The sequence below is a fragment of the Sphaerisporangium sp. NPDC005288 genome (assembly GCF_040607475.1).
Lineage (GTDB): Bacteria > Actinomycetota > Actinomycetes > Streptosporangiales > Streptosporangiaceae > Sphaerisporangium > Sphaerisporangium rhizosphaerae.
This window is the reverse complement of record NZ_JBEXGT010000001.1, coordinates 72,432-97,786: the sequence shown is the minus strand read 5'-3', so window position 1 is coordinate 97,786 and position 25,355 is coordinate 72,432. Positions and strand designations below refer to the sequence as shown.

The 25,355-nt window shown below is 72.8% G+C and carries 28 protein-coding genes; 18 read left to right on the top strand and 10 right to left on the bottom strand.

The window, feature by feature from the left end; genetic code table 11:
- The first annotated feature begins 95 nt into the window (after positions 1-95).
- Entirely contained in the window at positions 96-554 is a 459-nt protein-coding gene (locus ABZU32_RS00435; RefSeq protein ID WP_354834801.1) for a hypothetical protein, read from the top strand.
- Between the two features lie 36 nt (positions 555-590).
- Here ABZU32_RS00435 and ABZU32_RS00430 read toward each other — a convergent pair whose 3' ends face one another.
- The gene (locus ABZU32_RS00430) at positions 591-1,058 is read right to left on the bottom strand and encodes an Lrp/AsnC family transcriptional regulator (protein WP_354834798.1); all 468 of its coding nucleotides are present in this window, start codon (positions 1,056-1,058) and stop codon (positions 591-593) included.
- Positions 1,059-1,151: 93 nt separating this feature from the next.
- Between ABZU32_RS00430 and ABZU32_RS00425 the strand changes: the two genes are divergently transcribed.
- Both ABZU32_RS00425 and ABZU32_RS00420 read left to right on the top strand, forming a co-directional pair.
- Positions 1,152-1,913, top strand: coding sequence for an ATP-binding cassette domain-containing protein (locus ABZU32_RS00425; protein WP_354915115.1), 762 nt, complete (start codon positions 1,152-1,154; stop codon positions 1,911-1,913).
- A complete protein-coding gene (locus ABZU32_RS00420; protein ID WP_354915112.1) occupies positions 1,910-2,635 on the top strand; it encodes an ABC transporter permease in 726 nt (241 codons plus the stop codon). The genes ABZU32_RS00425 and ABZU32_RS00420 overlap by 4 nt, the downstream gene beginning before the upstream one ends.
- A gap of 46 nt (positions 2,636-2,681) precedes the next feature.
- Here ABZU32_RS00420 and ABZU32_RS00415 read toward each other — a convergent pair whose 3' ends face one another.
- A complete protein-coding gene (locus tag ABZU32_RS00415; protein WP_354834789.1) occupies positions 2,682-3,401 on the bottom strand; it encodes a DUF5941 domain-containing protein in 720 nt (239 codons plus the stop codon).
- A complete protein-coding gene (locus tag ABZU32_RS00410) occupies positions 3,398-4,975 on the bottom strand; it encodes a CDP-alcohol phosphatidyltransferase family protein (RefSeq protein ID WP_354915109.1) in 1,578 nt (525 codons plus the stop codon). The genes ABZU32_RS00415 and ABZU32_RS00410 overlap by 4 nt, the downstream gene beginning before the upstream one ends.
- 302 nt (positions 4,976-5,277) lie before the next feature.
- On the opposite strand from ABZU32_RS00410, the gene recO reads away from it, so the two are divergent.
- Together recO and ABZU32_RS00400 are read left to right on the top strand one after the other, a co-directional pair.
- Positions 5,278-6,006 (top strand): DNA repair protein RecO, encoded by a 729-nt coding sequence (gene recO, locus ABZU32_RS00405; protein WP_354834783.1) that lies wholly within the window; start codon positions 5,278-5,280, stop codon positions 6,004-6,006.
- 98 nt (positions 6,007-6,104) lie between these two features.
- Entirely contained in the window at positions 6,105-6,878 is a 774-nt protein-coding gene (locus ABZU32_RS00400; protein WP_354834780.1) for an isoprenyl transferase, read from the top strand.
- 84 nt (positions 6,879-6,962) lie between these two features.
- On the opposite strand, the gene ABZU32_RS00395 is transcribed toward ABZU32_RS00400, so the two are convergent.
- The gene (locus ABZU32_RS00395) at positions 6,963-7,511 is read right to left on the bottom strand and encodes a CGNR zinc finger domain-containing protein (protein WP_354834778.1); all 549 of its coding nucleotides are present in this window, start codon (positions 7,509-7,511) and stop codon (positions 6,963-6,965) included.
- A 208-nt stretch (positions 7,512-7,719) separates the two neighbouring features.
- On the opposite strand from ABZU32_RS00395, the gene ABZU32_RS00390 reads away from it, so the two are divergent.
- The 4 genes from ABZU32_RS00390 to ABZU32_RS00375 all read left to right on the top strand — a co-directional run bounded on the left by ABZU32_RS00390 (position 7,720) and on the right by ABZU32_RS00375 (position 10,836).
- A complete protein-coding gene (locus ABZU32_RS00390; protein WP_354915832.1) occupies positions 7,720-8,712 on the top strand; it encodes a metal ABC transporter substrate-binding protein in 993 nt (330 codons plus the stop codon).
- A gap of 74 nt (positions 8,713-8,786) precedes the next feature.
- On the top strand, positions 8,787-9,542 hold the full coding sequence (locus tag ABZU32_RS00385; protein ID WP_354915829.1) for an ATP-binding cassette domain-containing protein: 756 nt from the start codon (positions 8,787-8,789) through the stop codon (positions 9,540-9,542).
- Complete coding sequence (locus ABZU32_RS00380) at positions 9,539-10,372, top strand: metal ABC transporter permease (protein WP_354834772.1); 834 nt, start codon at positions 9,539-9,541, stop codon at positions 10,370-10,372. The genes ABZU32_RS00385 and ABZU32_RS00380 overlap by 4 nt, the downstream gene beginning before the upstream one ends.
- Before the next feature lie 74 nt (positions 10,373-10,446).
- Entirely contained in the window at positions 10,447-10,836 is a 390-nt protein-coding gene (locus ABZU32_RS00375) for a Fur family transcriptional regulator (RefSeq protein WP_354915106.1), read from the top strand.
- 17 nt (positions 10,837-10,853) lie between these two features.
- On the opposite strand, the gene ABZU32_RS00370 is transcribed toward ABZU32_RS00375, so the two are convergent.
- A complete protein-coding gene (locus ABZU32_RS00370; RefSeq protein ID WP_354915103.1) occupies positions 10,854-11,312 on the bottom strand; it encodes a DUF6703 family protein in 459 nt (152 codons plus the stop codon).
- A gap of 80 nt (positions 11,313-11,392) precedes the next feature.
- Here ABZU32_RS00370 and ABZU32_RS00365 point away from each other — a divergent pair, with 80 nt between their 5' ends.
- Both ABZU32_RS00365 and ABZU32_RS00360 read left to right on the top strand, forming a co-directional pair.
- Positions 11,393-11,677: an antibiotic biosynthesis monooxygenase family protein gene (locus ABZU32_RS00365; protein WP_354834763.1), complete on the top strand. Its 285-nt coding sequence runs from the start codon at positions 11,393-11,395 to the stop codon at positions 11,675-11,677.
- A 190-nt stretch (positions 11,678-11,867) separates the two neighbouring features.
- Positions 11,868-13,256: a glycine--tRNA ligase gene (locus tag ABZU32_RS00360; RefSeq protein ID WP_354834760.1), complete on the top strand. Its 1,389-nt coding sequence runs from the start codon at positions 11,868-11,870 to the stop codon at positions 13,254-13,256.
- Positions 13,257-13,386: 130 nt separating this feature from the next.
- Here the strand turns inward: ABZU32_RS00360 and ABZU32_RS00355 are convergent, their stop codons facing one another.
- Positions 13,387-15,408 (bottom strand): N-acetylmuramoyl-L-alanine amidase, encoded by a 2,022-nt coding sequence (locus ABZU32_RS00355; protein WP_354915100.1) that lies wholly within the window; start codon positions 15,406-15,408, stop codon positions 13,387-13,389.
- Between the two features lie 263 nt (positions 15,409-15,671).
- Here ABZU32_RS00355 and ABZU32_RS00350 point away from each other — a divergent pair, with 263 nt between their 5' ends.
- The 3 genes from ABZU32_RS00350 (at position 15,672) to ABZU32_RS00340 (ending at position 17,392) form a co-directional block, all read left to right on the top strand.
- Entirely contained in the window at positions 15,672-16,013 is a 342-nt protein-coding gene (locus ABZU32_RS00350; RefSeq protein ID WP_354834754.1) for a metalloregulator ArsR/SmtB family transcription factor, read from the top strand.
- Entirely contained in the window at positions 16,010-16,474 is a 465-nt protein-coding gene (locus ABZU32_RS00345) for an SRPBCC domain-containing protein (RefSeq protein WP_354915097.1), read from the top strand. Before ABZU32_RS00350 ends, ABZU32_RS00345 begins: the two co-directional genes overlap by 4 nt.
- Before the next feature lie 324 nt (positions 16,475-16,798).
- Entirely contained in the window at positions 16,799-17,392 is a 594-nt protein-coding gene (locus ABZU32_RS00340; RefSeq protein ID WP_354915094.1) for a TIGR03086 family metal-binding protein, read from the top strand.
- Positions 17,393-17,450: 58 nt separating this feature from the next.
- On the opposite strand, the gene ABZU32_RS00335 is transcribed toward ABZU32_RS00340, so the two are convergent.
- A complete protein-coding gene (locus ABZU32_RS00335) occupies positions 17,451-18,494 on the bottom strand; it encodes a DUF2293 domain-containing protein (RefSeq protein ID WP_354915091.1) in 1,044 nt (347 codons plus the stop codon).
- 532 nt (positions 18,495-19,026) lie between these two features.
- Here ABZU32_RS00335 and manA point away from each other — a divergent pair.
- The 3 genes from manA (at position 19,027) to ABZU32_RS00320 (ending at position 21,558) form a co-directional block, all read left to right on the top strand.
- Entirely contained in the window at positions 19,027-20,112 is a 1,086-nt protein-coding gene (manA, locus tag ABZU32_RS00330) for a mannose-6-phosphate isomerase, class I (protein ID WP_354915088.1), read from the top strand.
- A 12-nt stretch (positions 20,113-20,124) separates the two neighbouring features.
- Positions 20,125-20,658 (top strand): hypothetical protein, encoded by a 534-nt coding sequence (locus ABZU32_RS00325; RefSeq protein ID WP_354915085.1) that lies wholly within the window; start codon positions 20,125-20,127, stop codon positions 20,656-20,658.
- A gap of 162 nt (positions 20,659-20,820) precedes the next feature.
- Positions 20,821-21,558 (top strand): sulfite exporter TauE/SafE family protein, encoded by a 738-nt coding sequence (locus ABZU32_RS00320; protein ID WP_354834736.1) that lies wholly within the window; start codon positions 20,821-20,823, stop codon positions 21,556-21,558.
- 30 nt (positions 21,559-21,588) lie between these two features.
- On the opposite strand, the gene ABZU32_RS00315 is transcribed toward ABZU32_RS00320, so the two are convergent.
- The 3 genes from ABZU32_RS00315 to ABZU32_RS00305 all read right to left on the bottom strand — a co-directional run bounded on the left by ABZU32_RS00315 (position 21,589) and on the right by ABZU32_RS00305 (position 24,362).
- On the bottom strand, positions 21,589-22,776 hold the full coding sequence (locus ABZU32_RS00315) for a VIT1/CCC1 transporter family protein (RefSeq protein WP_354834733.1): 1,188 nt from the start codon (positions 22,774-22,776) through the stop codon (positions 21,589-21,591).
- A gap of 121 nt (positions 22,777-22,897) precedes the next feature.
- Positions 22,898-23,332 carry a Fur family transcriptional regulator gene (locus tag ABZU32_RS00310; protein WP_354834730.1) on the bottom strand — a complete coding sequence of 145 codons (435 nt, stop codon included), beginning with the start codon at positions 23,330-23,332 and terminating at the stop codon, positions 22,898-22,900.
- Positions 23,333-23,456: 124 nt separating this feature from the next.
- A complete protein-coding gene (locus ABZU32_RS00305) occupies positions 23,457-24,362 on the bottom strand; it encodes a LysR family transcriptional regulator (RefSeq protein ID WP_354915082.1) in 906 nt (301 codons plus the stop codon).
- A 106-nt stretch (positions 24,363-24,468) separates the two neighbouring features.
- Between ABZU32_RS00305 and ABZU32_RS00300 the strand changes: the two genes are divergently transcribed.
- Positions 24,469-25,329: an aldo/keto reductase gene (locus tag ABZU32_RS00300; RefSeq protein WP_354915079.1), complete on the top strand. Its 861-nt coding sequence runs from the start codon at positions 24,469-24,471 to the stop codon at positions 25,327-25,329.
- Positions 25,330-25,355 lie beyond the last annotated feature (26 nt).

Below are 25,355 nucleotides of genomic sequence, written 5' to 3'. Positions count from 1 at the left end.
AGAAGAGCAAAAAGCCCAAAGGGCCGGTGTGCCCCCAGCCGGGGCCCATCACGCGGTCCCAACTGCCCGACTTCCCATCGGCGGACGGGATCAGTGTGATCACGCAGAACCCCTGCGTCAGCATCGCGGGCCTGGCCGAAGAGGTCGTCGGTTTCATCCCCGAAGGGGAGTCGGAGAAGTTCAGAGAGTTCCGGGGCGGGCTCGAACGGTTCATCTCCCGGGTGAACGCGGTCAACGACGCGGCGGAGTGCGCCTATGAGACCGACCACCTGGCGGTCGGGGTGTACCACCACGACGCCACCCCGTGGTCGATCGGCATGGTCGCGGTCGTCCGGGGGGACATCGACGCCCTGGTCGACAGCGGAGTCTGCTGGCTGCTGAAGAGGCTGCCGCTCGACGTCCCCCGGACCACCACACCCGAGGAGATGCGTCCAGCCTTCTGCGCCGAGGCCGTCACCAGGAGAAGCCAGGGTTACCGCTTCACGATCCTGTGGATCGGCTCGTCGAATGGTATGTGCGGGAGCCTCGCCACCCTGTACAGCGGCACCTCGTAGGCGCCATATGGGCTGGAGGGGCCCGCCGGGCGAGGGTCAGGACGACTGCGGCATCGCGTCGCGGGCGTGCGGGGTGTCGATCAGGCGGGACAGCACGATCGCGCTTTTGGTCCGGATGACGAACGGCTCGGCGGCCACCCGTTCGATGACCTGCTCGACGTGCCGGACGTCCTTGGCGCGGATGTGCAGCAGGGCGTCCGCCTCGCCGGTGATCGTGCAGGCGGAGATCACCTCGGGGTGGCGGGAGACGGCCAGGCCGATCTCGGCGGGGGAGGTCTTGCCCCGGCAGAACAGCTCCACGTAGGCCTCGGTGGTCCAGCCCAGGGCGGACGGCTCGACGCGGGCGGTGAAGCCGGTGATGGCGCCGCTGCTCAGCAGCCGGTCGATGCGCCGCTTGACCGCGGGGGCCGAAAGACCGATCTGATGCCCGATTTCGGCATAGGTCGACCGGGCGTCCTCGACCAGGGCCCCCACGATCGCACGATCAAGCGCGTCCAACTCCACGGAGACCTGTATACAGCCGGACCGTATTCCGCACACAGTCCGGGGTCACTCCAATCTTTAAGTGACACCAATTTTAGTGTTACTGTGCTCGACATGATTCACGCCAGAGGTCTCCGCAGGACCTACACCTCCAAAGCCGCCACCGTCGACGCCGTGCGCGGCGTCGACCTCGACGTCTCCCCGGGCGAGATCGTCGGCTTCCTCGGCCCGAACGGCGCGGGCAAGACCACGACCCTCCGGATGCTCACCACGCTGCTGCGCCCCACCGGCGGCACGGCCACCGTCGCCGGCCGCGACCTGCTCGCCGAGCCCGCCGAGGTCAGAAGGCGCATCGGCTACGTCCCCCAGGGCGGCACCGTGGGCCCCGCCTCGCGGGTCGGCGACGAGCTGCGGCTGCAGGCGCGGCTGTACGGGATGGACGCGGCGGCCGCCCGGTCACGGGTGGAGGCACTGCTCGGCCGGCTGGAGCTGGCCGGCATGGACGCCCGTCCCGCCGCGTCGCTCTCGGGCGGTCAGCGGCGGCGCGTCGACATCGCGATGGGGCTCCTCCACGAGCCCGCGCTGCTGTTCCTGGACGAGCCGACCACCGGCCTGGACCCGCAGAGCAGGGCCGGCCTGTGGGAGCACGTCAGGCGGCTGCGCGCCGAGCACGGCCTGACGGTGTTCCTGTCCACCCACTACCTGGAGGAGGCGGACGCGCTGTGCGACCGCGTCCTGATCATCGACGGCGGGCGCATCGTCCGCGAGGGCGCGCCCGCGGCGCTGAAGGCCGAGATCGGCCCCGGGGCGACACTCGACGAGGTCTTCCTCGCCGTCACCGGCCGCGCGCTGCGCGAACAGGGGGCCGCCGCGTGACCGGCCTCATCCTCGCCCGGCACTACGTGCGCGAGGTCATGCGCACCAAGCTCGCCCTGGTCTTCGGCGCGCTGCAGCCGGTGCTGTACCTGGTGCTGTTCGGCCCGCTGTTCGCCCGCAGCGGCGTCGGCTCGTGGGAGGTGCTCGTCCCCGGCCTGCTGGTGCAGCTCGGGCTGCTGAGCGCCGGCATGAGCGGGTTCGGCGTGGTGTTCGACCAGCGCGCGGGGGTGCTCGAACGACTGCGCGTCACGCCCGCGAGCCGCATGTCGCTGCTGCTCGGCCGGGTGCTGAAAGACGTCCTGGTGCTGCTGGTGCAGGCCGTCGCGCTGGTCGTTCTCGGATGGGCCTTCGGGCTGCGCGCGCCGCTGCCGGGCGTGCTGCTCGGCCTGACGCTCATGCTGCTGCTCGCGGCCGGTCTGTCGGCGTTGTCGTACGCGCTCGCGCTGACGCTGCACCCCGACCTGTTCGCGCCCATCATGAGCACCGTCCTGGTGCCGCTGCTGCTGCTGTCGGGGGCGCTGCTGCCCATGTCGCTGGCGCCGGCGTGGCTGGACGCGCTGTCGCGGCTCACCCCGTTCCGCTACGCCGTGGAGGGGCTGCGCGCGTGCTTCGCCGGGTCCTACACCTCGGGCTCCGCGCTGCTCGGCGCGGGCGTGACGGCGCTGTTCACGGTCGGGTGCCTCATCGTCGGCACCCGGCGCTTCCAGGCCGAGAACGCCTGACCGCACCCATGACCGGCGCCCGCCTCGCGGGGCGGGCGCCGCGCCGCTAGGCCTTCTCGGCCTCGCCGGTGGCCTGCTCCAGGGCGTCCTCGGGGGAGGCCTCCAGGTCGTCGGACGCCTGGGCGAGCGCCGTCTGCTTGTCCAGCCGCACCCAGCTCGTGATGCTCTCGATGGCGAACAGCACCCCGAGGTACACCGACATCACGGCGACCACCCAGGTGAGCACGCCGAGCGCGGCGCCCACGCCGAGCAGCAGCAGCCGGACCTCCCAGCCGAGCCCGGCCTGGAACACCCAGGGGGCCGGCCAGATGCTCTGCCGCGTCCGGTACACCGTGTCGTAGGTGTGGTAGCCGATCACGTAGATCAGCACGAACAGCAGCCACTTGGGCATGCCGGAGGCCAGGCCGAGGACGATGATCGCGAGGAACTCGGTGCCCCTGATCAGCGGCGGGACCAGCCAGTCGAAGCGCCCGAGGTGGTCGCGCGGGGCGGTGGGCACCATCAGCAGCACCATCACCAGCACCGGCAGCAGCATGATCGCGCCGCGGCCGGCGGACAGCACGCCCGTCGCGCCGATGGCCGCCACCGCCAGCAGCGTGGCCAGCCCGGCCGGGACCGGCGGCAGGCCGGGGCCGAGCTTGCCGCGCACCAGCGCGACCAGCGGGCCGTCGTCACGGTAGGCGAGCAGGCGGGCCGTCTGGATGCGGCGGCGCTCCTCGTCGGGGTCGGGGACGGGAACGGATGCGGCCTGCGGGTGGGTGATCATGCGAGCGACCTCATGAGACGTCCGGTGAGGGTGTAGGCGGCCGCCACGCAACCCCAGATCACGAGCGTGAGGAACGTGACCCGGGGCTCGAACAGAGCCGCGGTGATCGCGATGGCGGCGAACCGCTCACCGATGGGGAAGACGATCATCTTGCGAGCCCAGTGCACGGCGCGGAACCGCCCGGCCCTGGTCCACATCTTCAGCAGGCCGCGCACGCCGCCGGTGCGCGAGGCCTTGCGCTTCTCCAGCGCGTCGCGCAGCGGCCGGTCGTCGGGGACGGTCAGCGCCAGGGTCGGCAGCGGGTTCGGCGGCCTGCGCCTGCTGGCCGCGCCGTAGGAGAAGTCGAGCAGGTGCCGCACCGACTGCACCGACAGGGCGATCAGCGCCAGCGTCCACACGTCGCCCTGACCGGCCACGGCCGAGCCGACGGCCAGGCCGAAGAACACGACGTACTCCTTGGCGCGGTCGAAGGTGGCGTCCAGCCACGCGCCGAGCACGCCGAACTTGCGGGCGTACCGGGCGACCTGGCCGTCCACGCAGTCGAAGACGAAGGCGAAGTAGATGAGCAGGCCGCCCGTCACCGCGCCGGCCCGCGTGCCGGTGGCGAAGGCCACCGCCGACAGCACGCCGAGGGCGATCGAGATGAGCGTGACCTGGTTGGGCGTGAGGCCGCGCCGCGCCGCCCACCGGGCGATGAAGCGCGAGTACGTGCTGACGAAGTAGGTGGTGAAGAACCCGTCGGCGCCCTTGACCGCGTTGTTCAGGCGCGCGCGGTCCTCGTCGTAGGTCGCCATGACGGCCACGGCCTCGTCGGCCTCGGCCTGCGTGCCGACGCGGCTGAAGAACAGGTCTCTGCGGCCGCGGCTGCCGAGCGAGACGCCCTTGCGCACCAGGCCGAGCGCCAGCAGCTGGACCAGGTCGTCCTCGGGGCCGAACAGGTGGGCCAGGTCGGCCAGCTCGCGGGCCGCCTCGGCGAGCGTCGCCGCGTGGCGCTGGTGCAGGTGGAGCGGGCCGAGCAGCACCGAGTTGGGGCGGGTGACCGCGTGGTGGGCCGAGCCGACCGAGATGATCCGGGAGCGGCCGACGCGCGCGCGCACCGGCAGCCCCTCGTAGATGTGGTCGCCGATCTCGGGCTCGGCCTCCTCGATCGGGATCTCGTACCCGATGCGCTCGCCGTTCTCGTCCTCCGGGCGCGGCTCCCTGGCGATGAGCGCCAGCGCTCCGCGCTTGGCCTTGGTGATCTGGTAGATCAGCTCGTCGTGGATCACGACGCCGGCCGGGATGAGGAACAGGTTGTCGGTGGCCTGCTCGGCGGCGTCCGCCAGCGCGCGCAGGTCGGCCGCGAGGTCGGCGGACTCCACGACCTGGCCGGGGAAGCGGCGGTGGTCGCCGGCCTCCTCGGGGCGCACGATGGCGATCGGGTCGGGGTCCATCGCCGTGACCTGGCCGTACAGCCGGTCCAGGACGGTGGGCGAACCGGGCAGCGACGTCAGCGCCAGGCGACCGGGCGGGACGTGTGGTTCAGGGGAACCGATCGGGCCGGGCGAGGCGCCCAGCAGGACCACGCGGGTCATGTCACCCTTTCAGGCAGCGTGCAGGGGGCGGAGGCGATTTTCAGGGGGTGTCGCCAGGGGGCAAAGTTTAGTGACTGTTCTTCCTAAGGATGCCATCCAGGGTTGACCCGAGATCGATTCGTCGCTTCCGGGAGGCGCATCCGGATTTACGAGTCTCATGGGCGCTCGCCCGATTTGCCCGCGCGATGCGCCGCCTCCCGACCCGCGACCGTTCGGTTCCACCCTCCCACGCGCCGGCCGGCGGCCGGCGAGCGCGTCCGATTCGTCCATCGGAGGTGTCGCGTCGTCCCTAGACTGGGCGGGTGAACCTGTACCGCGACGAGGGCATCGTGCTGCGCACCCAGAAGCTGGGCGAGGCCGACCGCATCGTCACGGTCCTGACCAAGCGCACCGGCAAGGTCCGCGGGGTCGCCAAGGGCGTGCGGCGCACCAAGTCGAGGTTCGGCGCGCGGCTGGAGCCCTTCACCCACGTCGACCTCCAACTGCACACCGGGCGCTCGCTCGACGTGATCACCCAGGCCGAGACGCTCCGCCCGTACGGGGAGGGGCTGGTCTCCGACTACCCCCGCTACACCGCCGGCACCGCCATGCTCGAGACCGCCGACCGGCTCACCGTGGGGGAGAAGGAGCCCGCGCTGCGGCAGTTCCTGCTGCTGCTCGGCGGCCTGCGCACCCTGGTCGAGGGCGGCCACGAGGCCAGGCTCGTCCTGGACGCCTACTTCCTGCGCTCCCTGGCCGTGGCCGGGTACGCGCCGGCCCTCGAATCCTGCGCCCGCTGTTCGACCCCCGCGATCAGGGCCTTCGCCATCGCCGCGGGCGGCGTGGTGTGCGGCGGGTGCCGCCCGCCGGGCGCCGCCGTCCCGGCCGCCGAGACGATCGGCCTCATGATCGCGCTGACCCGCGGCGACTGGGCCTCCGCCGACGCCTCGGAGTCCCGCCACCGCGCCGAGTGCAGCGGGCTGGTCGCCGCCTATCTGCAATGGCACCTGGAACACGGAATACGCTCGCTACGGCACGTCGAACGCGTCTGAAGGCCGGCGCGCCCGGGCGCGCCGCCGCCGGACCCGGCACGACGGCCGGCTTCGCGGCCGCGCGCCTTTCCGACACACACCCACAGGAGAAGCAGACCGTGAGAGTCCGCCCGCCGACCCCGCACCCCTCAGGCGCCGTCCCGCCGCCGATCCCCCGCGATCTGGTCCCCCGGCACGTCGCCATCGTCATGGACGGCAACGGGCGCTGGGCCAAGACGCGCGGGCTGCCGCGGACCGAGGGGCACAAGGCGGGCGAGGCGTCGCTGTTCGACGTGATCGAGGGCGCGATCGAGCTCGGCATCCCCAACCTCTCCGCCTACGCCTTCTCCACCGAGAACTGGCGGCGCTCGCCCGACGAGGTCCGCTTCCTCATGGGGTTCAACCGGGACGTCATCCGCCGCCGCCGCGACGAGCTGCACGCCATGGGCGTGCGGGTGCGCTGGGCCGGCCGTCCCGGGCGGCTGTGGAAGAGCGTCATCAAGGAACTGCAGGACGCCGAGGAGATGACGCGGGACAACCGCACGCTGACCCTGCAGTTCTGCGTCAACTACGGCGGCCGGGCCGAGATCGTCGACGCCGCCGTGCGACTGGCCCAGGACATCGCCGCCGGCCGGGTCAGGCCCGACAAGGTCTCCGAGCGCACCTTCGCCCGCTACCTCGACGAACCTGAGATCCCTGACGTCGACCTGTTCCTGCGCTCCTCCGGCGAGCAGCGCACCTCCAACTTCCTGCTCTGGCAGTCGGCCTACGCCGAGATGGTGTTCCTCAACCAGCTCTGGCCCGACTTCGACCGCCGCGACCTGTGGCAGGCCTGCGAGATCTACGCCAAGCGCGACCGCCGCTACGGCGGCGCCCTCCCCAACCAGGTCTGACCTTTCCCAACCAGGTCCGATCTTCCCCAGCCGGGTCTGGCCGCCTCCAACCGGGTCTGGCCGTGCCGCCCGGGCCCGCCGCGATCAGGCCCGGCGGCGGGCCCGGTAGGCGGCGACGTGCATGCGGTTGCCGCAGGTGCGGCTGTCGCAGTAGACGCGCGAGCGGTTGCGGGACTCGTCCACGAAGACCCGCCCGCAGTCGGGGGCCGCGCAGGTGCGCAGCCGCTCCCACTCGCCGTCGACCAGCAGGTGGGCCAGGGCCACCCCGAGCTCGGCGGCCAGGTGCTCGGCCACCGGCGCCCCCTTGGCGAAGTAGTGCACGTGGAGGGGGTAGTCGTCGTGCTCGGTCAGGTGGGCGGTGATGCGCGTGCGCTCGAGCAGCACGTTCAGCAGCGCGACCGCCGAGGCGGAGTCGGGAGCGGCGAAGATCGCGAGGAACGTGGCGCGCAGGGCGCGGACCTCCCGCAGATCGCCCGCGCCGACGCCTTCGACGCCGCTCAGCTCGTTGCGCCGGACGTAGGCGTCCAGCTCCGCGACGCTGGTGAGCCCGTCGAGCCCGCCCGTCTCGGGAGCGGTGTTGACCAGGTCGGCCACGGCGGCCAGCGAGCACACCATGTCATGGCTGAACGGCATGTCGTCTCCTGCCGGGCCGGTCGTGGACAGGGCGCGGGTCACCGGGGCGCGGCGCGGACGGCATCACATCCCGGTCTCCACCGCCAGGGAAGCGTATCCCGTGACCCGCCGCCACGGGGACACTCCCTGCGTGCGGGGTGGGCGGACTCGCGAAGGTGGCGGACGGTTTTGACAACGGTTTTCATTTTGCGCGATACTCGGCAGTGTGATGCCCTTTTCGTCCAGGTACGATCACTGTGCACGATCGACATATCCCCGCCGTCCCACCACCTTCCTGAGCGTCCTCGCCGCCCTGGCGGCCCTGCTCACCGCCGCCGCGTGCGCTCCCGCCGACTCCGCCTCCACGCGAAGCGCGGGCACTTCCGGCGGCCCCAAGGTCCTCGCCGCCTTCTATCCCCTCGAATGGCTGGCGACGCGCGTCGGCGGGCCGGACGCCGCGGTCACCGGCCTCACGCGGCCCGGCGTCGAGCCGCACGACCTGGAGCTGACCCCGCGCCAGATCGCCGACATCCAGCGGGCCGACCTGGTCGTCTACATCAAGGGCGTCCAGCCGGCCGTCGACGAGGCCGTCCAGCAGCAGGCGCCGGACAAGGCGTTCGACGCCGCCTCCCTGGTTCCCGTCCTCACCGGCACCGGTGAGCAGGAGCACCAGGAGCAGGCCGGGGGAGGCGAGGCGCACGAGCCGGTGCCCTACGACCCCCACCTCTGGCTCGACCCCGACCGCCTGGCCACGGTGGCCGCCGACCTGGGCAAGAGGCTCGGGCAGGCGGACGGCGCGCACGCCTCCGCGTACACCGGCAGGGCGAACACCACCGCGGGGGAGCTCAAGGCCCTGGACGAGGAGTTCCGCAAGGGGCTCGCCACCTGCGCCGGCCGCACGATCGTCACCTCGCACGCCGCGTTCGGCTACCTGTCGAACCGGTACGGCCTGAAGCAGGTGGGCATCAGCGGCCTCGACCCCGAGGCCGAACCCTCCCCGGCGCGCATCGCCGAGGTGGCCGCGGCGGCCCGGCGGGAGAAGGTGACCACCATCTTCACCGAGGAACTCCTCAGCCCCAAGGTCTCCGCGGTCCTCGCCAAGGAGGTCGGCGCCACGACCGCGGTCCTCAACCCCATCGAGAGCCGCCCGGCGTCGGGGGACTACCTGTCCGCCGCCCGCCAGAACCTCTCCGTCCTCCGCACCGCGCTTGGATGCTCATGATGACCCGATCAGCACAGGCGGCCGGCGTCTCCGGGCCGGCGCCGCGGACCGCCGGCGCGCCCGCCGCGTTCGCCATGACCGACGGGCACGTCCATCTGGACGGGCGGCCGGTCCTGCGCGGGGTGAACCTGCGCATCGAGGCCGGGGAGGTGGTCGCGATCCTCGGCGTGAACGGCTCAGGTAAGTCGACGCTCGTCCGCGCCCTGCTCGGGCTGACCCCGCTGTCGACCGGCTCCGCCGAGCTGTTCGGCGTGCCGCCCGGCCGCTTCCGCGAATGGTGGCGCGTCGGGTACGTCCCGCAGCGGCTCTCGGTCGGCGGCGGCGTCCCCGCCACGGTTCGCGAGGTGGTGGCCTCCGGCCGCGTCGCCCGGCAACGGCGGCTGCGTCCCGCCGGCCGGCAGGACCGCGCGGCGGTGGCGGACGCGCTCGACGCCGTCGGCCTGACCGGCCGCGCCGGCGACCCGGTGGCCTGGCTGTCCGGCGGTCAGCAGCAGCGGGTGCTCATCGCCCGCGCGCTGGCCGGTGAGCCCGACGCCTTCGTCATGGACGAGCCGACGGCCGGTGTGGACGCCGAGAGTCAGGCGGACCTGGCCGGCACGCTCACGACCCTGGTGCGGCAGGGCAAGACCGTCCTGCTGGTGGCGCACGAGATCGGCCCGATGGCCCCGCTCATCACCCGGTCGATCGTCCTGCGGGACGGCGGGGTCGCCCACGACGGGCCGGCGACCGGCGGCGGCACGGGGTGCCACCCGCGTCCGGGCCACGAGCGGGAGCGCCCGCCCGCCTACGACGTGGCCGGCGGCCCGATCGGTTCAGGGACGACGCAATGATCGAGATCTTCCAGTACGACTTCATGGTGCGCGCGCTGATCGCCGCGCTTCTTGTCGGCCTCGCCGCCCCGGCGGTGGGCACCTTCATCGTCCAGCGGCGGCTCGCCCTGCTCGGCGACGGCATCGGCCACGTGGCGCTCACCGGCGTCGCGCTCGGGTTCCTCACCGGCACCGCCCCGGTGCTCACCGCGGTGCTGGTCTCCATCCTCGGGGCCGTCGCGATCGAACTGGTCCGCGCCCGGGGCCGCACGACCGGCGACGTGGCGCTGGCCCTGCTGTTCTACGGCGGCATCGCGGGCGGCGTGATGCTGATCGGGCTCGCCCCCGGCGGCAGCAACGCCACGCTGACGTCGTACCTGTTCGGGTCGATCAGCAGCGTCACCACCGAGGACGTGTGGGTGATCGCCGTGCTGGCCGCGTTCGTGCTCGGCGTGGTGGCGACGTTCGGCCGCGAACTGTTCGTCCTGTGCCAGGACGAGGAGGTCGCCAAGGTCAACGGGCTGCCGGTGCGCTTCCTCAGCCTGCTGGTGGCCGTGACCGCCGCGCTGACCGTCGTGATCGCGATGCGCGTGGTGGGGCTGCTGCTGGTCAGCGCCCTCATGGTGGTCCCCGTGGCCACCAGCCAGCAGCTCACCCGCGGCTTTCGCACGACGATGGCACTGGCGATGGTCCTCGGCGTCGTGGCGACGGTCGGCGGGCTGACCTCGGCGTTCTACGCGAGCGTCGCGCCGGGCGCGGCGATCGTCCTGCTGGCCCTCGCCGGCTTCGTCCTGGCGCTCGGCGCCGGTCGGCTGCTCCGGCGGAGCCGCGCCCGCGAGGCCGCTCCATGACCGGCGGTCGCGTGCTCACCGCACGTGAAGACAAAGGCCAGGCGGACAGGACACACGCGAGAGGAGGTGCGCCGATGACCACCCGACGGGCCGCCGTGCGGGAGATCCTCACCCACAGCGACGGTTTTCGCAGCGCCCAGGACATCTACGCCCAGATGCGCGCCGACGGCGCGAAGATCGGGCTGACCACGGTGTACCGGACGCTGCAGACGCTGACCGAGTCCGGCCAGGTCGACGTCCTGCGCACCGACGACGGCGAATGCGTGTACCGCGCGTGCGCCACCGGCACACACCACCATCACCTGGTCTGCCGCGACTGCGGCCGCACGGTCGAGGTGGCCGGCCCGGACGTCGAGCGCTGGACGGAGGTCGTCGGGGCCGAGCATGGCTTCACGGCGATCACCCACACCCTGGAGATCTTCGGCACCTGCGCCTCCTGCACCACCACCACCCCCACCGGCTGACCGTCCCCCGAGACGCGTCAGAAGAGGCCGAAGCGGCTGGCCGCCATCGCGATGAGGAAGGCGGCCATGGCCACCCGCATCAGCCGTGCCCAGTGCCCGAGTGACGGCCACGACATGTACGCCAGCCACACCACGAAACCGAGGACGGGCAGGACGGCGACGCCGCCTCGCCAGTCGGCGACGGCGAAGCCCACCAGCAGCAGGATCACCAGGACGACAGGGATGATCCAGCGCGGCAGTCCGTACAGGAACACCAGCGGCACCGCGCTTTTGCGCTCGACCGCTCTGCGCAGGCCCGTCGCGCCGGGAGTGAGGAACTGTTCGCCCGGGGGCAGCGGCCGGGGGGCGGGACGCCGGTCGCGCGCCAGCGGGTGGGCGGGCACGGCGCGCCCGCGCGCCGCCGAAGATGACGCCGGAGAGGACGCCGAAGAAGACGAGGAGCGCGAGGAGTCACCGCGCGTGTGCTTGTCGGCCACGGTTCGAGCCTAACGGCGAACGCCCCCAGCCTGCAGGCCGCCGTCCGCCGCATCCCGCGGCGGCTGGCATGCTGGGCGGCATGCTCGCGCTCATCAGGTATTCGGTGCCCGGCTCGCAGGCCGGGGAGTTCGTGGACGGCGCCAGGACGATCCTCGCCACGCTGGCCGCCCAGACCGGGTTCCTCGGCGGGCACATCGGCAGGTCGGTGGACGAGCCCGACCTGTGGGCGCTGGTCAGCGAGTGGGAGGGGGCCGGCTACTACCGGCGCGCCCTGTCGGCGGCGCGCATGGACATGTACCCGCTCATGACCCTGATGATCAACGAGCCCAGCGCGTTCGAGATCATTGCCAGCAGCCCGGAATGACCGTCCTGCGGTAGCCCGGGAAGCCTCGCCGGGGGCCGCCGGGGCCGTCCGCGGGCAGGCTCCCCGGGGCGCGCGGGTGATTGTGGGCTGGTCGCGTCGGCGGTTCCCCTAAGCTTGGAGTGATCGGGCAGGTGACGCGCCCTCTGATCGACCAACCCAACCCCGACCGCCAGCCGGATGGAGATTCTTGATGGCCCGCCGTACCGACATCATGGACACGATCGTCAGCCTCGCCAAACGCCGCGGGCTCGTCTACCCGTCGAGCGAGATCTACGGGGGTCTGCGCGCGTCCTGGGACTACGGCCCGCTCGGCGTCGAGCTCAAGAACAACGTCAAGCGCGAGTGGTGGAAGTCCATGGTCCAGGGCCGCGAGGACGTCGTGGGCCTCGACTCCTCGGTCATCCTGGCGCGCGAGGTCTGGGAGGCGAGCGGCCACGTCAGGGAGTTCGTCGACCCGCTGACCGAGTGCCAGTCGTGCCACAAGCGCTTCCGCGCCGACCACCTCGAGGAGGCCTACGCCGAGAAGCACGGCGGCAGGGCCCCCGAGAACGGCCTGGCCGACCTCACCTGCCCCAACTGCGGCACCAAGGGCGCCTTCACCGCGCCGCGCATGTTCAACGGCCTGCTCAAGACCTTCCTCGGCGCCGTCGAGGACGACTCGGGCCTCGCCTACCTGCGCCCCGAGACCGCGCAGGGCATCTTCATCAACTACCTCAACGTGCAGCAGTCGTCCCGCAAGAAGATTCCGTTCGGCATCGGCCAGATCGGCAAGTCGTTCCGCAACGAGATCACCCCGGGCAACTTCATCTTCCGCACGCGCGAGTTCGAGCAGATGGAGATGGAGTTCTTCGTCAAGCCCGGCACCGACGAGGAGTGGCACCAGTACTGGATCGACACGCGCCTGCAGTGGTACATCGACCTGGGCATCAACCGCGACAACCTGCGGCTGTACGAGCACCCCAAGGACAAGCTGTCGCACTACTCCAAGCGCACGGTGGACGTCGAGTACCGCTTCAACTTCACCGGCTCCGAGTGGGGTGAGCTCGAGGGCGTGGCCAACCGCACCGACTTCGACCTCACCACGCACGCCGCCGCCTCCGGCACCGACCTGTCGTTCTTCGAGCAGGACAGCGGCGAGCGCTACGTGCCCTACGTCATCGAGCCGGCCGCCGGCGTCGACCGCTGCGCGCTCACCTTCATGATCGACGCGTACACGGTCGACGAGGCCCCGAACGCCAAGGGCGTCATGGAGCAGCGCACGGTCATGCGGCTTGACCACCGCCTCGCGCCGGTCAAGGTGGCGGTGCTGCCCCTGTCACGCAACAGCGACCTGTCGCCCAAGGCCCGTGACCTGGCCACCCAGCTCCGCCGCCGCTGGAACGTCGAGTTCGACGACGCCGGGGCGATCGGCCGCCGCTACCGCCGCCAGGACGAGATCGGCACGCCGTTCTGCGTCACCGTCGACTTCGACACCCTCGAAGACCACGCCGTGACGATCCGCGAACGCGACTCCATGGCCCAGAAGCGCATCGCTCTCGACCAGGTCGACTCCTACCTCCGCCAGCACCTCAACGACTGACCCCGCCCGCACGCCCGAGCATGGCGGCCGCCCCCGCGGCGGCCGCCTCCGGGGATGCAGTCCAGGGGCTCCCGCGTGCCGGCGGACACCCGCGGTAGATCGGCGGAGGCACGTGTCCTGGTGGGACGCCTCAGCCGGGTAGGTCGGTGGTGGAGGGCATGATCTCCACGTCGTCGGCCTTGACGAAGGCCACGCGGTGGCCGAGTTGCACCTGGTAGTACATCGTGCGGCCGCGGACCAGCCGGTGGGCCTTCTCGTCGAAGGAGGTCGAGTGGTAGTACTCGCCGCGCGTCGCCAGGCCGACCGCGTACCGCTGCCCCTGCTGGATGGTGTACTGCAACGGCACGATCGGCTGCACGGGCACTCCCTTCGGGTACGCCTGGGGTTCGGGGTAGGCCCTGCCGTACACCGGCACGCTCGCGCGCCCGGGTCCGGGCGTGACGACCAGCCCGGTGGCGTCGACGGCGGTCGGCGCGTCGTCGGGGTCGTGGAACCACGCGCGCCGGCCGAGATACCAGATGGCCGTCCAGTCGCCGCTGCGACCCGCCACGGCGAACTGCTGGCCGGTGGTCGCCCGCGCGCCGTGGTCGTGGACGTCGTGGGTCGACGCGCCGTCCGACCTGCGGCCGACGTCCCTGACCAGGGGGGCGTCGTCGCTGGGCGCGGTGTGCAGCCAGACCGATGACGACCCGTGCGGCGGGCACGGCTCGCCCGGCTCCGCACATCCGGTGTAGCGCGGGCGGTGGCGCGCGTAGTCGGTCCTGATCGTCACCAGGCCGCCGCGGTCGCCGCCAGTGGACCTGACCGGGTTGCCCAGCAGCTCGAAGTAGTGGCCCCAGTCCCAGTAAGGCCCGGGGTCGACGTGCATCGCGGCGACCGTGCCCGGCACGGTACCCGGGACGTTGTCGTGGCCGAGGATGTGCGCGCGGTCCAGCGGGATGCCGTACCGGCGGGCCAGGTAGCGCACGAGCCGGGCGGAGGCGCGGTACATCGCCTCGGTGTACCAGGTGCCCGCCTTGGCCATGAACCCCTCGTGCTCGATGCCGATGGCCTTGGCGTTGAAGTACCAGTTCCCGGCGTGCCAGGCGACGTCCCGGGCGCGGACGTGCTGGGCGATGTGCCCGTCGGAGGAGCGGATGGTGTAGTGCCAGCTCACGTACGCCGGGTCGTCCACCAGCCGCAGCGTCTTGCCGTAGGTCTCCTCGGTGTCGTGGATGACGATGTAGTCGATGCGGTGCCGGCGCGGCCGGTCGGACCGGTCGTGGTTGCCGTAGCCGCCGCCGGGCAGTTCGCGGTACGGCGCCGGCAGCCACTCGCAGGCAAGGCCCTTCGGGCACTCGGCCCTCCCGGCCCCGGCCTCGGGCGGCCCCTCGCGCTCGACGTGCTCCATGCGCGGAGCGATCTCCGGTGCGGCGGGCAGCCAAACCTGCCGGCCGTCGTCGGTGACCCGGCCCGCGCCCCGCTCGATCAGGGCGAAGACCTCGCGCGCGAACCGGCGGGCGCTGCCGGCCTCGGTGGCGCCCGAGTACCGGGCGACGGCGTCGAACCAACCGGCCGGGTCGCGGCTCGCGGGCCGGCCGAGGGCCTTCTGGTGGCGGGCGAGCAGCGCGGCGCCGCCCAGCACGTTGGCGTCCGGGTCGCGGACGAGCCGGTCGGCCGGGATGCCGGTGAGCCGGGCGGCCCGCTCGGCCGTCCCGGGCCCGTGACGGCCGTGCAGGGCGAGGCGGGGGTCGGTGAGGTGCATCGGCCCGTATCCGCCGGAGGTGCTGGGCAGTCCCTGGTTGGCGTCCCAGCGTGACTCCAGGTAGGAGACGCCGAGCAGGATCTGCTCCGGGACGCCGTACATGGCCGCCGCGACCTGGAACGCCCGCTGCCGCGACAGCGCGGCCCCGGACGCCTCCTGCTGGAACCGGGTGGGCGTGGTCCCGGACGCCCTCTGTCCGGACAGGGCGGGTGCGGCTATGGACGCCTTCTGTCCGGACAGGGCGGGTGCGGCTACGGACGGCTCCTGCTGGGACCGGGCAGGCGTGGCCCCGGAGGCCTGATGCCGGGACCACGCGGGCGCCGGAGCGCTCCAGGCGGGTGGGGAGGCGGGGCCGGCGAGGACCAGCGAGGCCGCCAGCGGGACGGCGGCGGCCGGCGTTCTGCGCATGGAGGACCCTTTCTCAGGCAGTCACGCGGGCAGTGCGAACGCTCCTGCGGGACTGCGTGAGCCCGGGATATCGACGGTCACCTTACGACTTGCCGTCGCCCGATCCACTGCTTGTCATGCGGCGTGTCAAAGACCGCCTTCACCTGGCGAGGTCTTCTGCACTCCTATGTGACGTTCATGGGGAACGCCGCCCCGCCCGGCATCAGCGGCGCCGAAGCGGGCCGGGATGACAGGTAGGAAATCTCCTACCTATAGTGGGGTGCATGCCACCCACACACGCTCCGGCGGAGGATCTGGTCTTCGCCGCGCTGGCCAGCCCGGTGCGGCGCGAGGTGCTGCGGCTGCTCAGGGACGAGGGGCCGCAGCCGGTGCAGCGGCTGGCCGGGAACTTCACGATGGCCCGCCCGAGCTTCTCCGAACACCTGCGGGTGCTGCGCGAGGCGGGGCTGGTCGCCGAGCGCAAGGTCGGCCGCCAGCGGCTCTACCGGCTCGAAGCGGTGCCGCTGAACGAGGTGCAGCAGTGGCTCAGCCCCTTCGAGCGGTTCTGGCGCGAGCGGCTCGCCGGGTTGCGCGACCTGCTCGACCAGATGGACGACGAGCGATGACCGGCGACGACCCGGCCGTCGTCCACCTCGACGAGTTCCTGCCGCATCCGCCCGCCAAGGTGTGGCGGGCCCTGACCGAGCCCGACCTGCTCGCCCGGTGGTTGATGCCCGGCGACTTCCGGCTCCAGGTCGGCCATCGGTACACCATGCGGGCGGTCCCCATGCCGGGCACCGGCTTCTCCGGCACGGTCCTGGCCGAAGTGCTCGCCTTCGAGACCGGCAGGATGCTCCGCATCGGCTGGCGGGACGCCGACCCCGGCAACGACGCCGACCCCGGCAACGACGCCGACTGGACGATCACCTGGACGCTGGAGCCGGAGGGCAGGGGCACCCGGCTGTTCCTCCTGCACGAGGGCTTCGACCCTGGAAACCCGCTCCAGCAGCGCGCCCGCCGGATCATGGGCGGCGGCTGGCGATCGGGCGTCCTGCGCGGCCTGCGAACCGTCCTCGACCGCATGTGAACCCGCGCCCTCGTGCGGCACCCGACGGCGTGCGAAGACCTCCGGTGGAACCCCTGATCGTGGTCCATTCCGCGACCTAGGGCGGGCCTTGGCCGCGTGCGAAGACCTCCGGCGGAACCCTTGATCGTGGTTCATTCGGCAGCCTCGTGCGGACCTGGCCCGTGCGAGGACCTCCGGTGGAACCCCGATCGTGGTCCGGTCCGCGACCTCGTGCTGACCGTGACCGCATGCGAAGCCCCCGGCTCTCGGGGAGACCCCCGGCCGCGGCGGAGGTCGCGACCTCGAAAGCCCTTCTTATCCCGATATCAACGATTGGATTCAGCTATGTCCGAGATCGCCGAGCGGTTCGATCGCCTCGCGGGCGACTTCCTGGCACGCGTCGAGGCGACGCCCGCCGACCGATGGGACCGGGTCACGCCCTGCGCTGGCTGGACGGCCCGCGACCTGGTGGGGCACGTCGTCAACGGGCACCGCGGCATCATCGCGGTGGTCCGCGGCACCCCGCCCCGGCCCTCCCACGGCGTGGGCGTGTCCGGCATGGCCGACGCGCCGCGAGTTGAGCCGGACGCGGACCTCGCCGCCGCCTACGCCGAGGCCCGGGCGGATCTGCGCGCCGTCCTCACCGATCCGGAGCTGGCCGCGACGCCCCTGCCCTACAGCCCGATCGGGCCGGTCGCGGTGGCGGAGGCGGCCGACAGCGTGGGGGCCATGGAACTGCTCGTCCACACCTGGGACCTGGCCCGCGCCGTGGGCGGGGACGAGACCCTGGACCGGGACGCCGTCGTCAGGACGCACGAGAAGCTGCGCCCGCACTACGCAGCCCTGCGGAGCACCGGCGCCTTTCAGGGGGAGGTCACGCCCCCCGGCGACGCCGACCCGCAGACCGCGTTCCTCTGCTTCACCGGACGCCGCCCCTGACGTCCCCTGGACGGCCTGCCACAGAGCAGACCAGAGGCGGACAGGGTGGCGTGGGAGGTCAGGGGCGCCAGGTGGTCAGGATCTGGTCGACGCGGGAGCGGATGCGCTCGCGGGCGGTCATGCGCGGGACGCCCGACATCAGCAGCTCGTCGTAGTCGGTGTCCAGATGGCGCACGCTCGCGACCACGGCCAGGGTGATCGCGTTCTCGTCCAGCACGCGGGCGGCGGCGGTGCGTCCCACCCGGCCGCTGCCGCGCACCGCGGCGTGGCCGGCGATGGCGCTCGCCCGCTCGGCCGGGCAGCCGGGGAACAGGCGGCGGATCTCCTCGGCCATCCTCGCCTGGAAGCCGGCGTCCTCGCCGGCCCGCCGATCACGGTCGCGTTCGCGTCGGCGCAGCCGCACCTCCTCGTCGGCCAGGCACTGCTCCTCAGCGCGTGCCAGGGCCTCTTCCTCGACCAGCACGCCGAGCCGCTCGTACCGCTTGCGCCGCCGGTTGAAGTGGACGACGACGGCCGAAAGGCCGCTGGCCTTCTTCGCGCGGCGGCTCAGCGCGGCGTTGCCCGCGGGCAGGAAGACCAGATGGTCCATGTCCACGCACGTCAGGCAGTGCGGCTGCTCGTCTTCCATGATCAAGTAGGGCCCGGTGTCCCCGCATCCGGCGCAGGACCACTCCTTTTCGGGCACCACGGCCACCAGGTCGGGGGCCTTGTTGTGCCGTTCCTCGATCTGCCTGCGCCGCGGCTCACTGAGCTCCGGCGAGATCCAGTGGACGCGGAACCGGCGCTCGGTGTCCTCGTCGCCGTCGGCGGTGAAGCGCAACGGCCGCCGGTCGCGGCCGGCCGCCGCGTACGCCGCCTCGCTCTCGACCAGGCCGCGGGCGAGGGCCCATTCGCGCAGGTGGGAGAGGGCCTGTTCCATTCTGGGGCGGTCCACGGGCGCCAGCCGTTCCAGGCTGTCGGCGCGGCCCTGCCGCCACGTCTCGACGTGGCGGACCGCCAGCCACCCCAGGCCGGTCAGGACGTCGATGGAGGTCACGTGCCGGCGGGTGGCGAGGGCGACCTCCGCCGCCTGGGCCACCCGGCCGCCGAGCTTGCTGCGCACGCGTCCAACCCTGCCGCACGCGGGCACGTGCGTGTGCCGGTTCGCCGCTCTCGGGTCGTCCCGGTCGTGCTCCGGGCGCTCGGCCCGCGGTCTTCCGGCCTCAGCTCGCCGTGTCCCGTCCCGGCGGCCGGGGGACCCCCGGGCTCACGGACCGACGGCCGAACCCGACCGGGTCGACGGCCGAGCCCGACCGGGTCGACGGCCGAGCCCGACCGGGTCGACGGCCGAGCCCGACCGGGTCGACGGCCGAACCCGACCGGGCCGGCGCCGCCCATGGAGCCCCGCGGGTCCCGGGAGCGGCGGGCAGGGTGAGCGGCGCATCGCGGCCGGGAGGGCCATTGACATTCGAGGGGCGGTCACCTCGATGTCCCCGAAGGGTGAAATGATGCGGGCGGGCCCACCACGTTCCGCCCGTTGGAGTTCGGACGCGTCCCCCGGGTCGGCCGTGCTCATACGGGTCGCCGCCGGGCTCTATCGGGCACCAGGCCGAGGGCGCCGCCGCGCGGCGCCCGCATCCGACCGAGGAGCACATGTGCACCTGCTGACCAACCCCGTCAAGGACTACGCGTGGGGATCGCGCACGGACATCGCCGAGCTCACCGGCAGGCCCGTCCCCGCGCAGGGTCCTGAAGCGGAGATGTGGCTCGGTGCCCATCCCTCCGGCCCGTCGCGCCTCGGCGGCGACGACGGCCGCACCCTGGCCGATCTCATCGGGGCCGACCCGCGTGCCGGACTCGGCGATGCCACGCTGGAGGCGTTCGGCGAGCGCCTGCCGTATCTGCTGAAGCTCATCGCCGTCGCCCAGCCATTGTCGCTTCAGGTCCATCCCTCCGCGGAGCAGGCCGTCGACGGCCACGCCCGCGGAGTCTACGGCGACCCGTGGCCGAAGCCGGAGCTGGTGTGCGCGCTCACGCCGTTCACCGCGCTCGCCGGGTTCCGCCCGCCGGAGCAGGCCGCGATGCTCGTCGACCGGCTCGGCGTCCCCGACCTGAAGGACGTCGTCTCCCTGCTGGAGGGCGGGGAGTCGCTCGGAGCGCTGGAGGCCCTGCTCGGCAAGCGGCAGGCCGCCGAGCAGATCGTGTGGGCCGCCTCGGCGGTGCACCATCCCGACTACGAGCTGGTGGTTCGCCTGGCCAGGCGCTACCCGGGCGACCCCGCGTGCCTGGCCCCGCTGCTGCTGCGCCGGCACGAGCTGGCCCCCGGCCAGGCCCTGTTCCTCGGCGCCGGCGTGCTCCACTGCTATCTCAAGGGCTTCGGCGTGGAGATCATGGGCAGCTCCGACAACGTGATGCGCGCCGGTCTCACCCCCAAGCTGCTCAACGTCGCCGAACTGCTGCGCATCACCGACCCCGCCACCGCGCCGCTGGCTCTCGCGGCCGGCCCCGGCGGGGTGTACGACACCCCGAGCCCGGAGTTCCGCCTGCGCCGGATCGACGGCGCGGGCGCCGAGCAGAGCCTTCCCGCGGGGGTGCCGCGCATCCTGCTGGTCACCGAGGGGACGGCGACGGCCGGGACGACCGAGCTGCGCCAGGGCGAGTCGGTGTTCGTCCCGGCCGCCGGGCCCGCGCTCACCGTCCGCACGACCGGCACCGTCTTCGTCGCCGAACCCGGCACCTGAGCGAGGAGGCCCATGAGCGTCGACCTCGGGGTCTGGTACGCGCGTCCCCCGCTCATGCCCGAGGAGGCGGCGCGCAGGTACGCGGCCTGGCGCGCCGGCGGGACCACGCCCGCCTCGGACGCCCGGATACCGGCCTCTGAGCCGGTATCCGAGCCGGCCTCAGAGCCGATCCCTGAGCCGGTCGCCGAGGCGACCTTGGAGCTGATTCCGGCGCCGGTCCCGGATCCCGTGCGCGAGCCGGTCCCCGAGCCGGTCCCGGACCCCGTGCGGGAACCGCTCCCCGAGCCGGTCCCTGAACCGGTCTCGGGGCCGGTCCCGCAGGTGGCCGCCTTCTACAACGCTCTGACCGAGGAGTTCCCCGACCTCACCGACGGCGACTACGCGACCTCGCCGTGGGCGACGCCGCTGACGGTCGGCGACGAGTTCGTCGTGATGTCCATCGTCTTCCCCCGCGCCGCCGAGGTGTGCCGCACCGTCCTGCGCCTCGCCGACCGGCACGACCTGGTCTGCTTCGACCCCCACCCCGACGAGCTGTTCTCCGGCTGACCGCGACTCGCCGCCCGCCGCCCGACAAATCCGCACCTGCCCGTATTCTGCCGTGGTGCTGGAGTTCAGATTGAGAGCCGCGGCGCCCGGCCGCGGAAGGCCGATGCCTCGCACCCACCATCTTCCGCGCACCCTGCGGCGCGCGGGCCGGAGACGGGGCTGATGCCGGCGCTCGACCTGGCCCAGTGGGCGGTGCTGGTGCTCGCGCTCGTCCTGGTCGGCTTCTCCAAGACCGGGATCTCCGGCGCGGGGACGGTGGCGGTCGCGCTGTTCGCCCTGGTCCTGCCGACGAAGAGCTCGACGGGGATGCTCCTGCCCCTGCTGCTGGTCGGAGACGTGGTGGCCGTGGTCTCCTACCGCAGGCACGCCGACTGGCCGAGGCTGCTCAAGCTGTTCCCCTGGGTGGCCGCCGGGGTGCTGGTCGGAGCCGTGGTGGTGCGCTGGGTCGACGACGCGCAGATGCGGCGGATCATCGGGGCGATCCTGCTGGTGATCATCGCGCTCAGCCTGTGGAACCGGCGGCGCGGATCGGACGCCTCGCTCGCCAACCGGCCCGCGGTGGCGGCGTTCGCGGGAGTGTTCGCCGGCTTCACCACGATGACGGCCAACGCCGCCGGGCCCATCATGGCCCTGTACTTCCTGGCGGCGGGCCTGCCGATGCTCGGCTTCCTCGGCACGACCGCGTGGTTCTTCCTGACGATCAACGCCTTCAAGGTGCCGTTCAGCGTCGCGCTCGGCCTGGTCACCCCGGCCACGCTGGTCTTCGCCGCGGCCACCGCCGCCGCCGTCGTCGCGGGAGGCGTGGCGGGGCGCGTGGTCGTCCGGCACATCAACCGGACCTGGTTCGAGCGCATCACCCTGGCCCTCACCTTCCTGGCCGCCGTCCGGCTGATGTTCTGACCTCCCGCGACCGGCGCGCGGCCCGGAGGGTCAGGCGCCTGTGGCGCCGATGGCGTGGCCGATGACGTACACGACGACGGCCGCGCCCCCGCCGACGAGCAGTTGCCTGCCGCCCGTGCGCAGGGCGGGCCTGCCGTTGAGCAGGCCCAGGAAGGCGCCCACGGCGAACAGGGCGAGCCCCGCCAGCAGCACCGCGGTCACCAGCGCGGCCGTCCCGTCCGCGAACAGGTACGGGATGACGACCACGACGGCGCCCAGGGCGAAGGCGACCAGGCTCGAGAGCGCCGCCGACCACGGCGAGCCGAGCTCCTCCGGATCCAGTCCCAGTTCCTCGCGGGCCATGGTCTCCAGCGCGGTGTCGTGGTCCTTCATGATCGTCTTGGCGACGCGCTCCGCCTCCTCGGCGTCCAGGCCCTTGGCCCGGTAGATCAGCGCCAGCTCCTCCTCCTCGGCCTCGGGGTCGTCGCGCAGTTCCTCCGCCTCCAGCGCGATCTCCCGTTCGTAGGCCTCGCGCTGGCTGCGCATCGAGATGTACTCGCCGACGGCCATGGAGAACGCGCCGGCCAGCAGTCCCGCGAGCCCGGCGAACAGGATGGTGTGCCCGGCGGCTCCCGAACCGGCGAACCCCATGGCCAGGGAGGTGTTGGACACCAGGCCGTCGTTGACGCCGAACACGGCCGCGCGCAGCGTGCCCGACCGGTCGCTGCGGTGCCAGCGTTCGCGCCGGGCCACGCCCCGGCCGCCCACCAGCGGCAGGCCCTCTCCGGTGTCCACCCGTTCCGCTTGGCGCAGCCGGGTCAGCACGCGGGCGTGCGAGCGCTCGTCCACGGCCATGCCGGGATCGGCGTCCGGGTCGGCGTCGTACAGGCCCGCGTCGGCGTGCTCGGCGCGCTCGACGAACGGCAGCACCGCGTCGACGGAGTACCGGCGGGCCAGCCAGGACAGCGCCCGCGTGCGCAGGCTGGGCCGGCTCGGGTCGGGCACCTTCTCGCCCAGGCCGGCGAGCTTGCCGGCCCAGTGCGCGGCGTGCCGTTCCTCCACGGCGGCCAGTTGGAGGAAGACCTCGCGCCGCTCTCCCTCGGCGCCGGCGGCGAGCCCGCGGTACAGGACCGCGCTCTGCCGCTCGGCCTCCAGGGCGCCGCGGTAGCGGGCGGCGGCCTGCCGGTCCCCGCGGGCGCCACGGGGCTCGTTTCGGGTGTTGCCGGTCTCGGCGCTCATCGTCCACGTCTCCTGCCCGGTCACCGCGCGTCCGACCACGCGGCGCCGATCATCACTGGTGCGGGTCTGGTCGCAGGAGGACCCGCTCGTTTCCAGGGCTCTGGGGCGCCGGCCGCGGCGCTCAGTCCGGTGCGCTCCCGCCGAGGCAGGCGCGGCAGACCCCCCGGAAGATGACCTGTGCCTCGTCCACCTCGCCCATGTCGTCACCCGGGGTGAGGCAGGGCTTCGCGTCCACGACACAGGCGACGTCGCTGACCTTCCCGCACCGACGGCAGACGAAGTGGTGGTGCCACCGGTCGGCCACCTCGTACACCGCCGCGCCCGGCCCGACGTCGGCGCGCAGCACGACCCCGAGCTCGGCGAGCGTGACCAGCGAGTTGTAGACGCTGGTGCGCGGCAGCGTGATCCCGCGCCCCGCCAGGTGCGCGTGCACGTCGTCGGCCGTGCGGTGCCCGCCCATCGAGCGCAGCGCCTCGGTCACGGCGAGGCGGGGCCGCGTCGCCCGCAGCCCGGACGCCCGCAGCGACGCCACGGTGTCGTCGGCGAACTCACCCACCGGCTCCTCCGGCCATCGGCCCAGTCTTATATGGATATTGTGCAAATAAGTCTACATCGCCGGTACAAGTGCCGGTATGCCGGTCCTACGGCGTCCGCCGCCGGCCCGGCCGGCCTCATGCCCGTCAGCCGGCGGCGACGGAGACGGCGGGAACGGCGGGGGAGCCCTCTGCGGCGACCTCGCGGAGCAGGGCCGCGGCGGCGGCGCTGGTCGGGTCGCCGGTGACGGTGACGATCTCCCAGGGCGGGACCGCGCCGGCGAGCGGGACGAACCGCACGCGGTCGGTCTTCGCCGAGAACGACCGCGGTACGAGCGCCACGCCCAGCCCGAAGGTCACCAGGTCCAGCAGCGAGTGCACGTCGGTCACCTCCAGCGCCACCCGGCGCTCCACCCCCGCGCCGGCCAGCACGCTGTCGGCCAGGTTCCTGCTGACCCAGTCGGCGGGGAAGTCCACGAACCGCTCGGCGCCCAGTTCGGCCAGGCCGACCTCCGCGCGGGAGGCCATCGGGTGGTCCGATGGGCAGGCCAGGACGAGCGGCTCGCCGGCGAGGGGCGTGGCCACGACGTCGCCGGGGCACCGGGCCGGGCGGGCGACGAACGCCACGTCCAGCCGGCCCGTCCGCACCTGCTCGACGAGCTCGCCGGAACCGCCGTGCCGCAGGCTGACCTCCAGGCCGGGATGCGCGGCCACGAACCGGGCGAGCACCGCCGGCAGGTGCACCACGTGCAGGCACTGCAGCGAGCCGATGGCGAGGCTGCCCCGCAGCAGGCCCTGCACCGCCGCCACGGCGTCCACGGCCGCGCCGGTCGCCGCGAGCGCCCGCCGGGCCTCCACCAGCAGCGCCCGGCCCGCCGGGGTCAGCTCGACCTGCCGGGTGCTGCGCAGGAACAGCGGGGCGCCCAGCTCGCGCTCCAGCGACCGGATCGAGGCGGACAGGCCCGACTGGGCGACGCGCAGCCGCTTGGCGGCCCGGGTGAAGTGGCAGTCCTCGGCGACGGCCACGAAGTACTCGAGCTGCCGGAGCTCCATGATCTATCACCATCGCTGCTCAATGAGATCAGTTTCTTCTGTTGGACAGCTTAATCGTGGGCAGAGGAGACTGCGAAGGACAAGACATCTCCGAGGAGGAACTCTCATGCAGACTCGCCGCATCGGCGACGTCCAGGTCGGCGCGATCGGTCTGGGCGGCATGCCCATGTCCATCGAGGGGCGCCCCGACGAGCAGCGTTCCATCGCGACCATTCACGCCGCGCTCGACGCCGGCGTCACGCTCATCGACACGGCCGACGCCTACCACCTGCTCGCCAGCGACGTGGGCCACAACGAGGCGCTGATCGCCCGCGCCCTCGCGAGCTACGGAGGCGACACCTCCGACGTGCTGGTCGCCACCAAGGGCGGCCACCTGCGCCCCGGCGACGGCTCCTGGACGCTGAACGGCTCGCCCGACTACCTCAAGAGCGCCTGCGAGGCGTCGCTCAAGAGGCTCGGCGTGGAGGCCATCGGCCTCTATCAGTTCCACCGGCCCGACCCGCGCGTGCCCTACGCCGACTCCGTCGGGGCCGTCCGCGACCTGCTGGACGCCGGGAAGATCCGGATGGCCGGCATCTCCAACGCCGACCCCGGCCAGATCCGCCAGGCGAACGAGATCCTGGGCGGGCGGCTGGTGAGCGTCCAGAACCAGTTCTCGCCCGCCTTCCGCTCCAGCGATCCCGAGCTTGAACTGTGCGCCGAGATGGACATCGCCTTCCTGCCGTGGAGCCCGCTCGGCGGCATCGCCCGGGCAGGGGAGCTCGGCTCGCGGTTCGACGTCTTCGCCGAGATCGGGCGCGAGCACGGCGCCAGCGCTCAGCAGGTCTGCCTCGCGTGGATGCTCGCCAAGGCCCCGGTCGTCATCCCGATCCCCGGGTCCTCGCGTCCGGAGACCATCCGCGACTCGGCCGCCGCGGTCGACCTGAAGCTGTCGCCCGAGGAGCTGTCCCGCCTCGACGCGGCCTGACCGCGAGCGGTCCCGGGTGGCAGTCC

What these genes read in the sequence shown, in the direction of transcription:
- ABZU32_RS00425 (WP_354915115.1), top strand. Translation starts at nt 1,152, where the DNA reads ATGATTCACGCCAGAGGTCTCCGCAGGACCTACACCTCCAAAGCCGCC.
- ABZU32_RS00415 (WP_354834789.1), bottom strand. Translation starts at nt 3,401, where the DNA reads ATGATCACCCACCCGCAGGCCGCATCCGTTCCCGTCCCCGACCCCGAC.
- ABZU32_RS00410 (WP_354915109.1), bottom strand. Translation starts at nt 4,975, where the DNA reads ATGACCCGCGTGGTCCTGCTGGGCGCCTCGCCCGGCCCGATCGGTTCC.
- ABZU32_RS00395 (WP_354834778.1), bottom strand. Translation starts at nt 7,511, where the DNA reads ATGCCGTTCAGCCATGACATGGTGTGCTCGCTGGCCGCCGTGGCCGAC.
- ABZU32_RS00390 (WP_354915832.1), top strand. Translation starts at nt 7,720, where the DNA reads ATGCCCTTTTCGTCCAGGTACGATCACTGTGCACGATCGACATATCCC.
- ABZU32_RS00385 (WP_354915829.1), top strand. Translation starts at nt 8,787, where the DNA reads ATGACCGACGGGCACGTCCATCTGGACGGGCGGCCGGTCCTGCGCGGG.
- ABZU32_RS00380 (WP_354834772.1), top strand. Translation starts at nt 9,539, where the DNA reads ATGATCGAGATCTTCCAGTACGACTTCATGGTGCGCGCGCTGATCGCC.
- ABZU32_RS00375 (WP_354915106.1), top strand. Translation starts at nt 10,447, where the DNA reads ATGACCACCCGACGGGCCGCCGTGCGGGAGATCCTCACCCACAGCGAC.
- ABZU32_RS00365 (WP_354834763.1), top strand. Translation starts at nt 11,393, where the DNA reads ATGCTCGCGCTCATCAGGTATTCGGTGCCCGGCTCGCAGGCCGGGGAG.
- ABZU32_RS00360 (WP_354834760.1), top strand. Translation starts at nt 11,868, where the DNA reads ATGGCCCGCCGTACCGACATCATGGACACGATCGTCAGCCTCGCCAAA.
- ABZU32_RS00355 (WP_354915100.1), bottom strand. Translation starts at nt 15,408, where the DNA reads ATGCGCAGAACGCCGGCCGCCGCCGTCCCGCTGGCGGCCTCGCTGGTC.
- ABZU32_RS00350 (WP_354834754.1), top strand. Translation starts at nt 15,672, where the DNA reads ATGCCACCCACACACGCTCCGGCGGAGGATCTGGTCTTCGCCGCGCTG.
- ABZU32_RS00345 (WP_354915097.1), top strand. Translation starts at nt 16,010, where the DNA reads ATGACCGGCGACGACCCGGCCGTCGTCCACCTCGACGAGTTCCTGCCG.
- ABZU32_RS00340 (WP_354915094.1), top strand. Translation starts at nt 16,799, where the DNA reads ATGTCCGAGATCGCCGAGCGGTTCGATCGCCTCGCGGGCGACTTCCTG.
- ABZU32_RS00325 (WP_354915085.1), top strand. Translation starts at nt 20,125, where the DNA reads ATGAGCGTCGACCTCGGGGTCTGGTACGCGCGTCCCCCGCTCATGCCC.
- ABZU32_RS00320 (WP_354834736.1), top strand. Translation starts at nt 20,821, where the DNA reads ATGCCGGCGCTCGACCTGGCCCAGTGGGCGGTGCTGGTGCTCGCGCTC.
- ABZU32_RS00315 (WP_354834733.1), bottom strand. Translation starts at nt 22,776, where the DNA reads ATGAGCGCCGAGACCGGCAACACCCGAAACGAGCCCCGTGGCGCCCGC.
- ABZU32_RS00305 (WP_354915082.1), bottom strand. Translation starts at nt 24,362, where the DNA reads ATGGAGCTCCGGCAGCTCGAGTACTTCGTGGCCGTCGCCGAGGACTGC.
- ABZU32_RS00300 (WP_354915079.1), top strand. Translation starts at nt 24,469, where the DNA reads ATGCAGACTCGCCGCATCGGCGACGTCCAGGTCGGCGCGATCGGTCTG.